The 12,782-nt window shown below is 50.2% G+C and carries 12 protein-coding genes and 5 tRNA genes; 3 read left to right on the forward strand and 14 right to left on the reverse strand.

Features of this window, described 5'->3' with window-relative positions:
• Positions 1–12 precede the first annotated feature (12 nt).
• The 7 genes from WC490_00900 to WC490_00930 all read right to left on the reverse strand — a co-directional run bounded on the left by WC490_00900 (position 13) and on the right by WC490_00930 (position 7,971).
• Positions 13–1,200, reverse strand: a complete 1,188-nt coding sequence (locus WC490_00900; protein ID MFA5097171.1) for a hypothetical protein — start codon at positions 1,198–1,200, stop codon at positions 13–15.
• A 113-nt stretch (positions 1,201–1,313) separates the two neighbouring features.
• Complete coding sequence (locus WC490_00905; GenBank protein ID MFA5097172.1) at positions 1,314–1,700, reverse strand: response regulator; 387 nt, start codon at positions 1,698–1,700, stop codon at positions 1,314–1,316.
• 46 nt (positions 1,701–1,746) lie between these two features.
• Positions 1,747–2,208, reverse strand: coding sequence for an NADH-quinone oxidoreductase subunit NuoE (gene nuoE, locus WC490_00910; GenBank protein MFA5097173.1), 462 nt, complete (start codon positions 2,206–2,208; stop codon positions 1,747–1,749).
• A 1-nt stretch (position 2,209) separates the two neighbouring features.
• The gene (locus tag WC490_00915) at positions 2,210–3,982 is read right to left on the reverse strand and encodes an NADH-dependent [FeFe] hydrogenase, group A6 (protein ID MFA5097174.1); all 1,773 of its coding nucleotides are present in this window, start codon (positions 3,980–3,982) and stop codon (positions 2,210–2,212) included.
• A gap of 4 nt (positions 3,983–3,986) precedes the next feature.
• A complete protein-coding gene (nuoF, locus tag WC490_00920; protein MFA5097175.1) occupies positions 3,987–5,777 on the reverse strand; it encodes an NADH-quinone oxidoreductase subunit NuoF in 1,791 nt (596 codons plus the stop codon).
• Positions 5,778–6,134 carry a (2Fe-2S) ferredoxin domain-containing protein gene (locus tag WC490_00925; GenBank protein ID MFA5097176.1) on the reverse strand — a complete coding sequence of 119 codons (357 nt, stop codon included), beginning with the start codon at positions 6,132–6,134 and terminating at the stop codon, positions 5,778–5,780.
• A gap of 10 nt (positions 6,135–6,144) precedes the next feature.
• On the reverse strand, positions 6,145–7,971 hold the full coding sequence (locus tag WC490_00930; protein ID MFA5097177.1) for a cache domain-containing protein: 1,827 nt from the start codon (positions 7,969–7,971) through the stop codon (positions 6,145–6,147).
• A gap of 91 nt (positions 7,972–8,062) precedes the next feature.
• On the opposite strand from WC490_00930, the gene WC490_00935 reads away from it, so the two are divergent.
• Positions 8,063–9,079, forward strand: coding sequence for an AI-2E family transporter (locus tag WC490_00935; protein MFA5097178.1), 1,017 nt, complete (start codon positions 8,063–8,065; stop codon positions 9,077–9,079).
• Between the two features lie 27 nt (positions 9,080–9,106).
• Positions 9,107–9,868 carry a hypothetical protein gene (locus WC490_00940; protein ID MFA5097179.1) on the forward strand — a complete coding sequence of 254 codons (762 nt, stop codon included), beginning with the start codon at positions 9,107–9,109 and terminating at the stop codon, positions 9,866–9,868.
• 306 nt (positions 9,869–10,174) lie between these two features.
• Here the strand turns inward: WC490_00940 and WC490_00945 are convergent.
• From WC490_00945 to WC490_00965, 5 genes are all read right to left on the reverse strand, one after another.
• Positions 10,175–10,248, reverse strand: a tRNA-His gene (locus WC490_00945).
• A gap of 9 nt (positions 10,249–10,257) precedes the next feature.
• Positions 10,258–10,331: transfer RNA gene (locus tag WC490_00950), tRNA-Arg, on the reverse strand.
• A 152-nt stretch (positions 10,332–10,483) separates the two neighbouring features.
• A tRNA-Gly gene (locus WC490_00955) sits at positions 10,484–10,555 on the reverse strand.
• Between the two features lie 37 nt (positions 10,556–10,592).
• Positions 10,593–10,666: transfer RNA gene (locus WC490_00960), tRNA-Pro, on the reverse strand.
• Between the two features lie 18 nt (positions 10,667–10,684).
• Positions 10,685–10,758 (reverse strand) — tRNA-Pro (locus WC490_00965).
• A gap of 78 nt (positions 10,759–10,836) precedes the next feature.
• Between WC490_00965 and WC490_00970 the strand changes: the two genes are divergently transcribed.
• On the forward strand, positions 10,837–11,793 hold the full coding sequence (locus WC490_00970; protein ID MFA5097180.1) for a serine/threonine protein kinase: 957 nt from the start codon (positions 10,837–10,839) through the stop codon (positions 11,791–11,793).
• Here WC490_00970 and rdgB read toward each other — a convergent pair.
• Both rdgB and WC490_00980 read right to left on the reverse strand, forming a co-directional pair.
• Positions 11,774–12,373 carry an RdgB/HAM1 family non-canonical purine NTP pyrophosphatase gene (gene rdgB, locus WC490_00975; protein MFA5097181.1) on the reverse strand — a complete coding sequence of 200 codons (600 nt, stop codon included), beginning with the start codon at positions 12,371–12,373 and terminating at the stop codon, positions 11,774–11,776. The two genes, WC490_00970 and rdgB, sit on opposite strands and share 20 nt — an antisense overlap.
• On the reverse strand, positions 12,364–12,782 hold a 419-nt coding region (locus WC490_00980), incomplete at its 5' end, for a phosphoribosylglycinamide synthetase C domain-containing protein (GenBank protein MFA5097182.1). The genes WC490_00980 and rdgB, both read right to left, overlap by 10 nt.

A 12,782-nucleotide genomic window follows, 5' to 3' on the forward strand; every position in this document is an offset into this window, starting at 1 on the left:
TAAATTATAACACTATTCGGAAAGGTCAATATCAGGCATGCAAAAATGCGCGACACTTGCCGTCCTAAGCCCGTCGGCAAATTCGCGGCCTCTTTCTCCCCGTTCTGCCACAGCCCTTATTATTTCCTCCCGGCTTTGCAAAGGCAGCTCAGCGATCCTTCCAAAAACATTAAGGTAATCGGAGAGATCCAAAAGCCTCAAATTTCGCCTTTCTAGGCCTTCTAACTCAAGATAAGCGGCTCTGGCCGGTATATAGACAGGGGTATCTTCCTGCCAGGCAGGCCTGATAAACCTCTCTGCAGCCATAAAAGCGGTAAGGTCCGCGTACTCTTTCTGAATAGGTTCTCTGACGGCCATGGCATAAACTCCAGAATAGAGGTTATCCCGTTCTACGCTTCCAAGAGTCCCTGCGTAATGCCTCACTATTTCTGGATTCCTCTGCAAAATGGCAGAAAGCTCATGCGCCGCGTCCCAGGGAGTCTGCCCCCCGCCAGAATAAGACAGCAGGCTTGACAGAGTATCTGCGGCTCTTTCCCCTTTTGAGTCAGAAAGCCTTTCCCGTAAAGCGGATAATCCCCTAAAAGCATAGGCAGGAGCGAATTTTGCCGACAGCATCAGCCCGGCCAATGCTCCTCCTCCCACAATATAGGGGTCCTGGCCAAAAATGCCTGCCAGGCCCGCCCCGGCTCCCAATCCCAAAAAACCTGACATTCTGGTTATCGAGCTCTTTAGTTTGGTGTCCGACCAGCCGTTCGCAAATCTCGGAGTATCAAATAAAAGCCCGAAATTATTCTCGTTAAAAAGGTTCTCTCTAATTTCCGATGCCGCCGGTCCTATTATTTCTACCTCGGCGCCCCGCCCCCCGAGAAGAAAAGGAAGTTCCCAGGGGCTTCTGCAGACAGCGGCATATACGGAATAAGTCAGCTCTCTTTCCGAGACATTATAAGCAGCGACCTTAACCACCCCTGACCTTTCAAGACAACCGGCCAGTTTTGGAAAAGCCGAGATCCCGCCGACCTGATGTTCAAGCATCAGTCTCCCGTTCTCGGCATGGAAGGCCATCGGCATCTGCCTGCTGACATCCGAAAACTGCCTCAGGAACCTTAGAGCTCCTGCCGGCGGATCGGCGGTATACCTATCAGCCTGCCCGGCCGTAACAATGCGTAAAGAAGGGTTCACCGATATCTTTATAAAACTCATAGAGGTCTCCTTTTGCTGAATGAGCGGACATCAGTTTATCGATAAAACACCGGCAGGATTTCACCAAGCTCAATAAGAGAACCTATTGTTTGACACGGATGCGTAAGTTTTGACTACTTTTTTATGTTCGCCTCGACCGCTTTCAGGAGTTCATCGGGCTTTATAGGTTTTTCCAGAAGCGCTGCTACCGGCAGATAGTCCGGGTCCGGCTCAAAACCAAAAGGAAGGTTCATGTCCTTTCTGATACCGGTTATCATGATGACCGGCAGGTCCCTTGTAGAGGCCTCATTCTTGAGGTTCTTTGCAAGATCAAAGCCTTCGGTCTTACTTGACATCATGACATCAAGCAGCATGAGGTCCGGCTTTTCTTCTTTGGCTTTTGCAAGGCCTTCCGTTCCGTTGGAGGCCGAGACAACGCTATAGCCTTTTGATTCAAGTATCGAAGCCATAGCCTCGACAAAATCCATATCATCATCAACTATCAATATTTTCCCTGCCATTATTAGTCTCCTTTCGGGATTATATCATACGGCCCAAAGGCCGCGCCTATTTTTTGCGGTAGCTCCTGATTATCTCTTTTATCTTTTTTGGCGTCAGTTCACCGTAGATCTTATCGTCTATCATGACGACAGGGGCGATCCCGCAGGCCCCCAGACACCTTGCCTCGGCAAGCGAAAAGAGGTTGTCCTCGGTGGTGCCGCCCACCCCTATTTTGAGCTCTTCCTTGATCGCGTTTAGAACATCATCTGCGCCTTTGACATAACAGGCGGTGCCCAGACAGACGGAGATAACATGTTTGCCTTTTGGCTTAAGGTTAAAGTAATGGTAAAAGGTCGCCACCCCCCAGATATGGGCGGTGGGAATGTTCATGGAATCGGCCACTTCGTCCATTACCGACCTGTCAAGGTAGCCGAACAGTTCCTGGGCTTTATGCAGTATCGCTATAAGATAGGATTCCGGGTTTTCTTTCTTCTTTACCTGCTCTATGTATTCTTTTAGTCTTTCCATTTTATCTTGCCTTTATGTTGCGGCTTATTATGCCTCTCGGCTCCTTTTTGGCATAATGAGTATGCAGAAGTTTGTGCGCCATAGGAGAAAGCGGCCTTCCGAGAAAATCCTTATAGACCCTTTGTATGTCAGGATTTTCATGGCTCCGTCTTATCGTCTTGTTCCTGTCAAGGTCATAAAGCGCCTGCGCTCTTTTTGCCAGACAGGCTTCGTCAAGCGGGATTGAGTTGATACCTGAATAAGGCTGTCCTCCCCCGCCTATGCAACCACCGGGGCATCCCATTATTTCTATAAAATGGAACCTGTCGGGCTCTTTTCTGGCAATATCAAGAAGATCTGCGGCATTGCCCAGCCCGTGGGCCACCGCTACTCTTATTTCCTTGCCGTCCATCATGAGTTTTCCTTCTTTGATCCCTTTCATTCCCCTTATGCCATCCACTTCTATATTGACGAGAGTCTCCCCGGTATAAAGCTCATAGGCGGTCCTGATGGCGGCTTCCATAACCCCGCCGGTGGTCCCGAATATCGCGCCCGCTCCGGAAGAAAGGCCCAGAGGAGCGTCAAATTCCTCTCCTTTAATATTGACTAGGTCTATGCCCACGGATTTTATCATCCAGGCAGCTTCTCTGGTGGTGATGACCGTATCAACCCCTCTAAGACCGTCAACAACCAATTCAGGTCTGGCCGATTCATACTTTTTAGCCGTACAGCACATTACTGCAACGCTGAAGACCTCTTTTGGTTCTCTTTTAAGTTTTGCGGGAAAATAGGTCTTAAGCAGGGCTCCCATCATTGACATTGGCGACTTGCAAGTAGAAATGTTATCTATAAGATCAGGGTGGAACTGTTCCATGCATTTCATCCAAGCGGCGGAACAGGAAGTTATCATAGGCAGTTTGCCTTTGCCCTGGAGCCTTTCAAGGAATTCGCTTGCTTCCTCCATTATCGTAAGGTCGGCTCCGAACTGGGTGTCAAAAACATAGTCAAAGCCCAGCTTGCGCATTGCCGCGGCCAGTTGTTTTTCCATGTTGGTCCCGGGCGGCAGCCCAAAAGCCTCTCCAATGGCAGCCCTTACCGAGGGCGCTATCTGCACCGCTTTCAGAAGAGATTTGTCGTCAAGCTTTTCAAAAACATCCTGCGTATAGTTCTTTTCCACAAATGCGGCCGTGGGACAGACATTTATGCACTGCCCGCAGGCGGTGCAGACCGTTTCGGTAAAAGGCAGGTCGTAAGCGGGCATGACAACGGTCTTAAAGCCTCTGTGCGCGTGTCCTAAGGCGCTCACCTTTTGCAGTTCGGAGCAGATGCGCACGCACCTGCCGCAAAGGATGCACTTGTTGGGGTCCCTTACAACTGAAGTCGAAGAAACATCTTTCTGGTATTTCTTTCTCTCGCCCTCAAAATGCCTTTTCTTTATCCCCATAGAGTAGGCAAGCCTCTGCAATTCACAGTTGCTGTCCCTTTCGCAGGTGTGGCAGTCCTGCGGATGGTTGTCCAGGATAAGCTCCACTATATCCCTTCTTGCCCTGCGCAGTTCCTTTGTTTCGGTATAGATCTTCATCCCGTCGGCGACAGGGAAAGAGCAAGAGGCCACATAATTTTTCTGTCCATAGACCTCAACAATACAGACCCGGCAGGCCCCTTCTATGGAAAGCCTCGGATGGTAGCAGAGCCTCGGTATTTTGAACCCGACCGTATCGGCAGCCTGCATTATGGTCTGGTTGTCTTCAACCTCATACGGTTTGTCGTTAATAAAAACTTTTATCTTTGCCATTACCTTATGTCCTGTCTATCGCACTAAATTTGCAGATCTTGTAGCACTGCCCGCATTTTATGCAGAGGCTCTGGTCTATCTCGTGCCTGTTTTTTGGGCTGCCCGATATAGCATTGACCGGACAGGCCCTGCGGCAGGCCCCGCAGCCCGTGCATTTTTCGTTTATCGTATAGTTCATCATGTAAGTGCAGACCCTGGCCCTGCATTTTTTGTCCCTGATATGCTCTTCATACTCAGCCCTGAAGTTTTTTATGGTGCTCAGTACCGGATTGGGAGCGTTCTGCCCCAGTCCGCAGAGCGAGGCCTTTGTTATCATGGTGCCAAGCCTCTCAAGTTTTTCAATATCGCCTTCCTGCCCTTTGCCCTCCGTTATTCTGGTCAGTATTTCAAGCATCCTCTTGGTGCCTTCGCGGCACGGAGTGCACTTGCCGCAGGATTCGTTCTGGGTAAATTCAAGGAAGTATTTTGCTATATTGACCATGCAGCTGTTCTCGTCTATAACTATCATGCCGCCCGAACCCATGATGGAGCCGGCTTTCTGCAGCGACTCGTAATCTATGGGCGTGTCCAGGAATTCTTCGGGAAGACAGCCTCCGGACGGGCCTCCCGTCTGAACCGCCTTGAACTTTTTGTTGCCGGGGATGCCTCCTCCGATATCGTAGATGATCTGCCTTAAAGTTGTCCCCATCGGGACCTCTACCAGCCCTGTGTTCTTTATGTTGCCCGCAAGCGCGAACACCTTTGTGCCTTTGCTTTTGCCCACGCCTATCGAAGAGAACCAGTCGGCCCCGTCAAGGATTATCACCGGGATATTGGACCAGGTCTCCACATTATTGATGCAGGTCGGTTTTCCAAAAAGTCCCTCAACAGAAGGATACGGCGGCCTGGGCCTGGGCATTCCGCGCGAGCCCTCTATCGAATGCATGAGTGCGGTTTCTTCGCCGCAGACAAAGGCTCCCGCCCCGAGCCGTATCTCTACATCAAAAGAAAATCCCGAGCCCAGTATGTTCTTCCCTAGAAAGCCTTCCTGATATGCCTGTTCTATTGCTTTTTCTATTCTTTTTATCGCAAGAGGGTATTCTGCCCTGATGTAGATAATGCCTTTTGTGGCGCCTATAGCATATCCGCCTATTATTATCCCTTCAAGAACGCTGTGGGGATCGCCCTCTATCATGCTCCTGTCCATGAACGCTCCCGGATCGCCTTCGTCCGCATTGCAGATGACATACTTGATGTCGTTCTTTTGCCTGGCGGTAAGTTCCCACTTTATGCCGGTGGGAAATCCTGCTCCCCCGCGTCCCCGCAGCCCGGATTTTCTGACTTCCGCAACCACTTCCTCGCTTTTCATGTCGGTCAGCACCTTTGCCAAGGCTTCATATCCGCGCACCGAAAGATAATCGTCAATATTTTCCGGGTCTATAACCCCGCAGTTGCGCAGCGCTATCCTCATCTGCCGCCCAAAAAAGTTAACATCCCCAAAAACCCTGAAGAACCTGTTATAAAGATGGTCTGTCTGGATAGTAAGCTCTGCCACGGGCTTTTTGAGGATGATATGCTCATCAAATATCTTCTTAACATCCTCGGGCTTGAGGTTGCCGTAGACCGTATAACCCGGATTAACGATGAGGATCGGCCCCTTTGAACACATTCCCAGACAGCCGGAAAGGTTAAAAGTCACCTTTCCCGAAAGCCCTCTGGCTTCTATCTCTTTTTCGATCAGTTCCTTGATCTTTTTAGATTCTTTTTGGATGCACGAAGTCCCGTCGCACAAGGTTAGATTGAATTTTCTCGCCATTTATTTGATCACCCATTCGCTGATAACTTCCCCGCCCTTTATGTGACGCTCGATTATTTCTTTTGCCCTCTCGGCCGTCACCTTTCCGTATTTTACGGGGATCTTTCCTTCTTCCACCACTTCTACGGTGGGTTCAAGGTTGCATCTGCCGGCGCAGCCCTTCTGGCTCAGGTACATGTCAAGCTGCCCTTTTGAAGCCGCGTTTTTAAAGATCTCCATAACTTCTTTAGACCCTGCCGCTATCTCGCAGGTCGCCATCCCGACATAGACCCTTTTTGTGGAAAGGAAACCCTTGCCAACTATCCTGTTTATGGCTTCCGCCCTTTTCTTTTTTACTATTTCGATCGGAGTCGCCATCTGGCCTCCTTCAGCTGTTTTGCGCTATTTCAAAAATGAACGAATTGCCGTTGTCTCTGGACTCCACCCGGATGCTGCCGCCGTGCTTTTCAATTATCTGCCTGGATATGAACAGCCCGAGCCCGGTGCCTTTATTCTTTTTGGTCTCCGGATTGTCCAGCCTGGAAAACCTTTTGAACAGCCTCTGTGTTTCTTCGCCGGTCAGCGGTTTTCCATCGTTATAGACCTCTACTTTTATTCTATCACTTTCTTGAACGCAGTTAAGGGACACTTTGCCATTGGCGGAGCCGTATTTGACGGCATTTCCGACAAGATTGTTGGCAACGATCTGCATCAGATTGAAGTCCGCACGGACCTTTATCCCCCTCGCTATGTTGTTCTCTATCACGATACTCTTTTCTGCGGCCGGTTTAAAAAATTCCTGAACGCTCTGGTCCAGCAGGTCCTCGCCCAGGAGAAGATCGGTCCTGTTCACGGGCATCTCGTCCTTTTCTATCCTGGACAGGTTGAGAAAGTTCTTTACTGTAGAGTCAAAATACTCCAGGTTCTTTACCACGGAATCGAGGGCTTTTCTCTGCTTAAAATTGATCATCCCCAGGAAACCGTCCCTGACGCTGTAGGCGTGCAGCATTGTAGAGGCAAGAATGCCCTTGAGTTCGTGCGAAACAAATCCGACAAGGTCAAGGTACCTGATGTTAGAATCCTTGAGAGTTCTTTCCCTTTCGGACAACTGCACGGCCATAAGGTTGAAAGACCTCGCGAACTTGTTAAGTTCTTTTATCGGCGTTCTTGTCATTACCCTGAAAGCAAGGTCCCCTCCCGAGATCTTTTCGGTAGCCTCCAGCATTCTGTCGATGGGCCGTGTCATGGAAAACTCGAGAAAGAACGCAAGAAGAGCGGCAAAGACGGATGCCACTGCCACTATTCCCAGGAACATGATAAGAATGTTCCTCTTCATGTCCCTGAAAGGCTCTTCAAGCGTCCCCACATAAAGGATACCGATGACCTTTCCTTCTATGTCCCTGATAGGCTCATACGCGGTAAGATACCAGTCGGTAACGACAAAGGCCCTGTCAAACCACCTGCCGCCCTTTACCGCCACCCTTTCGTAAACATCTTTTGAGATGCGGGTCCCCAGGGCTCTGCTGCCCTGACGGTCAAGGACATTGGTCGCGATCCTGACATCGTCCTGAAAAATGGTGACCGTGCCCAAAGGTTTTCCTTTGTAGAGCTGTTCCTCAAAAACATAGCCGCGCACTGCATCCACAAGCTGAAGGTCCCTGTTAAGAAGCCTTCCGCCGTAGATCACCTTATCCACTTTACCCGCGCTATCATAAGATAAAGGAGATGCACAGCCTATGGCCATGGCGTTTTCAAGCTCTTTTCTTTCGGTAGGCAGTGCCATGGGGGTGTTGACCAGCGGCATTCTTGCCCTTTCATAAAGCTCTGCACCCATCTTTTTCAGTTCGTCCTTATCGATTATCCTGGTGCCTCCGGCAGAAGCCCCCGTCTCAAAGGCCCGTTTTACTATCTCGCTTTTGACAGAGGGCAGTTCGGAGCGTTTAACTATATCAAGGTAGTCCAGCCTGAGTTTTATCCTGATGCTTTTGAGGTCGCTTGGTTCTCCCATAAAAGAGAAGACATCTTTGAGCTTTTCTATCTCTGCATTATAGAATTTGCGCGCTATCGTAATATCGCTGACCATCTGCTTCTGCTCTCTGCCGACTATGTTGCTGTTGATCACATAGGCGCCAAAAATACCCACTAGCAGAGCAAGCATAGTTATAACAAGCAGAAAGGAGTAGATTATTCTTGTTCTGATGCTGGTCGGCTTCATTGTCCTTGCCTTATTTGAAGAGTTGCCTGCCAAAAACCGCGGCTGTAATTATTATATACCATACGAACGCCATTAGTGCTAGAATATTGCCATGATAAAAAGCGATCATTACAGGACAGCCACCTTTATAGCGCTTCTGGTGATATCGACGCTCCTTTTTCTGCTTCTGCTGAGGCCGTTCTTTAAGCCGATCGGGGTCGCGTTCATAGGCTCCATCCTGGTATACCCCATGTACAAGTGGGTCAGTTCGGTCTCAAGGTCGAGGACATTCGGCGCTTCGGTAAGCGTGCTCACTCTTATAGCCGTGTTTGTGGCGCCTCTCATATTCTTAACCTACGAGATCTACAAAGAGCTTACCGATCTTCTCCTGCTCATGAGGGGCAGCTACAGCCCGGAATATGTAGGCAGGCTCGCCGAGGCCGCAAGGTCCCTGCCCGGCGCTTCGGAAGTAATAGCAGGCATTAATGAAACCGCCCAAAGAACGGCCTCGTATTTTGCCGCCCAGGCTTTTTCTACGATTAAGAACATAATCTGGTTCCTGGTAGAGATATTTGTGGTGCTCATAACAATATTCTTTGTCCTAAGGGATTCCTCTTCTCTGCTTGACAGGACTCATGCCCTTTCCCCGTTCAAGAAACATGAGACCGACACGGTCCTTAACAAGATCAGGGACACCATTTATGCCACGGTGTTCGGCGTGGTAGTGGTAGCCATGGTCCAGGGGTTCATCGGAGGATTGGGCTTTGCCATGCTGGGCCTGGAGTCTCCCGTCCTTTGGGGCTGTGCGATGGCCCTGCTGGCCATGATACCTTTTCTCGGAGCGCCTGTGATCTGGTTCCCCGCTGTCGTCTATCTGTTCCTGCACGGACAGTTCCTGAGCGCTGTGTTCCTCTTTTTGTGGGGGGCTTTTGTGGTGGGGCTCATCGACAATGTGCTAAGGCCGCTGATAATAGGAGGAAAAGCCCGGCTGCATTCCCTGCTTGTTTTTTTCAGCGCCTTCGGAGGCATAATACTTCTGGGGCCCGCCGGAATATTCTTTGGCCCTATAATCCTGTCCATAACGCTGGTGCTGGCTGATTTTCTGGAAAAGAAGATAAAGGAATCGTAGCCAGTGCCAAGTCGCGGCCGCACAGGAATGCTCAAAGCCATAAATAGACTCCGCCCTGTTCTGGCATTACTCCTGCTGCCGTTCTTTTTTGGCTGCGGGGTCTTTGCTCCGGGACCTTCTACAAAACCGTTCTTCACCGACCCTGTCGAAAAGATCTCCCTGACCTCTTCCCCAAGCCTGACACTGAGCCTGTTCTGCGAAGCGCAGGCCCTGGACCCTCTGGTCTTTAGGACCGGCACACGGGTCCACATGGGTTTCTGGTCCCTTTATCCCAACCGAGCAAACCTTGCAAGGGTGATCGATGCCATAAACTCGGATACAGGTTCAACGCCTTTCAACAAAGCCATCTGGGACGAAGGAACTGCCACAGCTTCTTCGATGCAGTTCCCTTCTTATATAAGGATGAACGATGAGTTCTGGTATGAGAGAGCCTCTGCCTCGGGAGGTACTGTAACATTGACCATTGAAGGCGTCACCTATTCCTACACAGATCCCCATCCAGTGACCTTTGCTCAGGCAGACACCATCTGGGGACAGTACTCACAAAGATATACTGATCTTGCGCCTTTAATAAGGCGATCAACGGGTCTTACCCCGGAAGCGCGGTGCTTTGTTGAAGGCGCCAAGTCAAACAGGGTCTTTTACACATATGAGCTGCCGCAGCTTGAACAACTTGAGGCCGGCGGGGACATAATAGTCTATTTTGCGTCAACTTCCGAAGCGGATTGGAAAACACCTGCCGACTGGGTGGAAGGCACCAAGAACGCTCCTACACCTGTTGCTCCTTAAGGATTCTCTTTGATTTTGGGGGTAAGGTCAGACATGGAAGCTCTGCTTAATTGATCTTTGACCGATTGATTGTTCTTGTCGGGGATTTCTTCTAGTAGTCTAGTAGTGAGGATATGTCAGAATTAAACCGAAATGAAACTTTGTAAACCGGGGATTTTTCAAAAACAAATGGCATTCTTTCCTTGTCCTTGTTCTTGACCTTGTCCTACGAACAAAAGCATACACCATTAAAGGACAAGGACGAGGACAAGGAGACTCACAAATACTTTATTAGGCTAAGTAATAATGGATATGCTTTTGTGAGTCTGGGGTGGCTATCGGGATTTGAACCCGGACTAACGGGACCACAACCCGTCGTGCTACCGTTACACTATAGCCACCGCGCATTTCGTCCCCGGGGCGATTCGAACGCCCGGCCTACAGCTTAGAAGGCTGTTGCTCTATCCAGCTGAGCTACGGGGACACTTCGACTCGCTATGCTCGCTCAGTGTTCATTCTACACCGCACAAACATATTCCATCCTATAAGCCCCGAGCCTGTCGAGGGGCTACGGGGACTCGTCCTGAGCGAACGAAGTGAGTCGAAGGACACTTCGACTCCGCCCAACAAAAAAAGAGCGGGAGAAGGGATTCGAACCCTCGACATCCTGCTTGGAAGGCAGGAACTCTACCGCTGAGTTACTCCCGCTTGCTCCGCTCGGTGCAAGCTTAAAGAAAGTATAACATCGGGCCGACGGGATTTGAACCCGTGACCTCACGCACCCCAAGCGTGCGCGCTACCAAGCTGCGCTACGGCCCGACTTTGCTCTTTCTTAGATCGGGGAGACAGGATTCGAACCTGCGACCCCCTGCTCCCAAAGCAGGTGCGCTACCAAGCTGCGCCACTCCCCGTCACGAGCAAGCAACATTTAGTCGAGGAACTCCCCGTCCGAATTAATTATAACACCTGGGGCGTGCTATCATTTGGACATGAAGGATATCTGGGCAAAATTAACGCATGAAGCGGTCATTTCCGCTGCAGAAAAAGAAACGGGGAAGACTCTCAATGGTTTCTGCCTAAAAAGGAACAGCTACATCAACAGGGTATTTGAGCTGGAGGACTCTAAAACAAAGCAGCGCTATATTGCCAAGTTCTACCGCCCGGGCAGATGGGACAGCGATACTATACAGGAGGAGCAGGACCTTTTGTCCCATCTTAAGGAACTGGACCTTCCCGTGATAGCTCCCATAAAGGCTAAAGGAAGGTCCCTGTTCCGGTTTGACGGCATCTATTTTACGCTGTCCCCGAGGATGGGAGGCAGGGCGCTGGATGAGTTCAGCGACGAAAGATGGGAGGAGACAGGCCGCATCATCGGCAGGATGCACCTTGCAACCCAAAAAAAAAGCTCTGCCCAGCGCGCCGTCTGGCGCCCGCAAAAGGCCACCGAGGCACATCTTAAGACCCTCCTTTCCGGCGGGACCGTCCTGCCCGACTATAAAGCACCTCTGGAAAAGGCAGCCCGCGCGTTTATCGAAGCCTTTGATCCTCTCTTTAATGACAGAGAGCTGTTCCTGATCCATGGAGATATCCACCGCGGCAACTTCATTCATCGACCGCAGGAAGGCGTATATGTCATAGACTTTGACGATATCTGCACCGGGCCTGCCGTACAGGACCTGTGGATGCTTCTCCCCGACAAAGAGGAGAACTGCAGAAAAGAGATCGAGCTTTTTTTAAAAGGTTATCAAACTTTTAGAAAATTCGACTTATCGGAACTTGACCTGATACCCGCGCTCAGGATAATGAGGATGGTCCATTTTGCCGCCTGGTGCTCCGTTCAAAAGGGGGAGCCACACTTTGAACAGAGCTTTCCCAAATGGGGAGACCAGAAATACTGGAACGAACTTATCCGGGAGATGAACCGCCTTATTTTTTTTCAAGAATAGATAACAGATACTTGCGCGTTCTTCTAAAAGCGATGCCCCTGTGCGATATTCTGTTCTTTTGAGCCGTTGATATCTGGGCAAAAGTTTTATGGGTCCCGAAAGGAACAAAGACAGGGTCATATCCGAAACCGCGCTTTCCTTTTAACTGACAGATAATACTTCCTTTGACCTTTCCTTCGATCGTCTTGATCTTTTTCCCGGGCCTTGCAATGGCAACGGCGCAAACAAAACAAGCGGTCCTTTTACCTTCGGGGAACCCTTTCATCACGCGCAGAAGTTTTTCGCACAACCTTTTTGGGGTGGCGGGAGGAGCAACGAACCTGGCAGACCTTACCCCCGGTTTTTTGTTGAGCGCGTTAACACAGAGCCCGCTGTCATCCGCGATAGAAACAAGCCCGAGTTCCTTCTCCACTGCTCTTGCTTTTTTTACCGCGTTCTCTTTGAAGGTCCTTCCGTTCTCCGACACTTTTATCTTTTTGGGGAAATCCGAAAGAGAGGCTATTTTTAAACCTTTTATGTCCAGGATCTTCCCTATTTCCCTGACCTTGTCCTTATTTGAAGTCGCAAGAACTATCTGCATTTGAGGGCTTTTGCTCCTATGTCCCTGCGAAAATACATATCCTCGAATTTTATCTTTGCGACCGCCGCATAAGCATTATCAACGGCGTCTTTGACCGAGCCACCGAGCCCCGTAACGCCAAGCACTCTGCCTCCCGAAGTGACCGTGCCGCAGCCCGCCGAGGAGGTCCCAGCGTGGAACACGACAACATCCTTCATGGCCGCTGCAGCATCCAGCCCTTCGACAATGAACCCTTTGCCGTATTTGCCGGGATATCCGCCTGAAGCCATCACCACGCAGACCGAGGACTTTTTGTCCCACTCAATAGTAACCTGCGACAGCCTTTCGTCAATGACCGCCTCGATAATATCCGCAAGATCGGTTTTCAACCTCGGAAGCACAGCCTGCGTCTCGGGATCGCCGAACCTGC

Source organism: Candidatus Margulisiibacteriota bacterium, from assembly GCA_041650635.1.
Classification (GTDB): Bacteria; Margulisbacteria; WOR-1; order JAKLHX01; family JBAZKV01; genus JBAZKV01.

Bases quoted from the DNA above. Each gene is read 5' to 3' on its own strand.
- WC490_00900 (MFA5097171.1), bottom strand. From the start codon at position 1,200: ATGAGTTTTATAAAGATATCGGTGAACCCTTCTTTACGCATTGTTACG.
- WC490_00905 (MFA5097172.1), bottom strand. From the start codon at position 1,700: ATGGCAGGGAAAATATTGATAGTTGATGATGATATGGATTTTGTCGAG.
- nuoE (MFA5097173.1), bottom strand. From the start codon at position 2,208: ATGGAAAGACTAAAAGAATACATAGAGCAGGTAAAGAAGAAAGAAAAC.
- WC490_00915 (MFA5097174.1), bottom strand. From the start codon at position 3,982: ATGGCAAAGATAAAAGTTTTTATTAACGACAAACCGTATGAGGTTGAA.
- nuoF (MFA5097175.1), bottom strand. From the start codon at position 5,777: ATGGCGAGAAAATTCAATCTAACCTTGTGCGACGGGACTTCGTGCATC.
- WC490_00925 (MFA5097176.1), bottom strand. From the start codon at position 6,134: ATGGCGACTCCGATCGAAATAGTAAAAAAGAAAAGGGCGGAAGCCATA.
- WC490_00930 (MFA5097177.1), bottom strand. From the start codon at position 7,971: ATGAAGCCGACCAGCATCAGAACAAGAATAATCTACTCCTTTCTGCTT.
- WC490_00935 (MFA5097178.1), top strand. From the start codon at position 8,063: ATGATAAAAAGCGATCATTACAGGACAGCCACCTTTATAGCGCTTCTG.
- WC490_00940 (MFA5097179.1), top strand. From the start codon at position 9,107: ATGCTCAAAGCCATAAATAGACTCCGCCCTGTTCTGGCATTACTCCTG.
- WC490_00970 (MFA5097180.1), top strand. From the start codon at position 10,837: ATGAAGGATATCTGGGCAAAATTAACGCATGAAGCGGTCATTTCCGCT.
- rdgB (MFA5097181.1), bottom strand. From the start codon at position 12,373: ATGCAGATAGTTCTTGCGACTTCAAATAAGGACAAGGTCAGGGAAATA.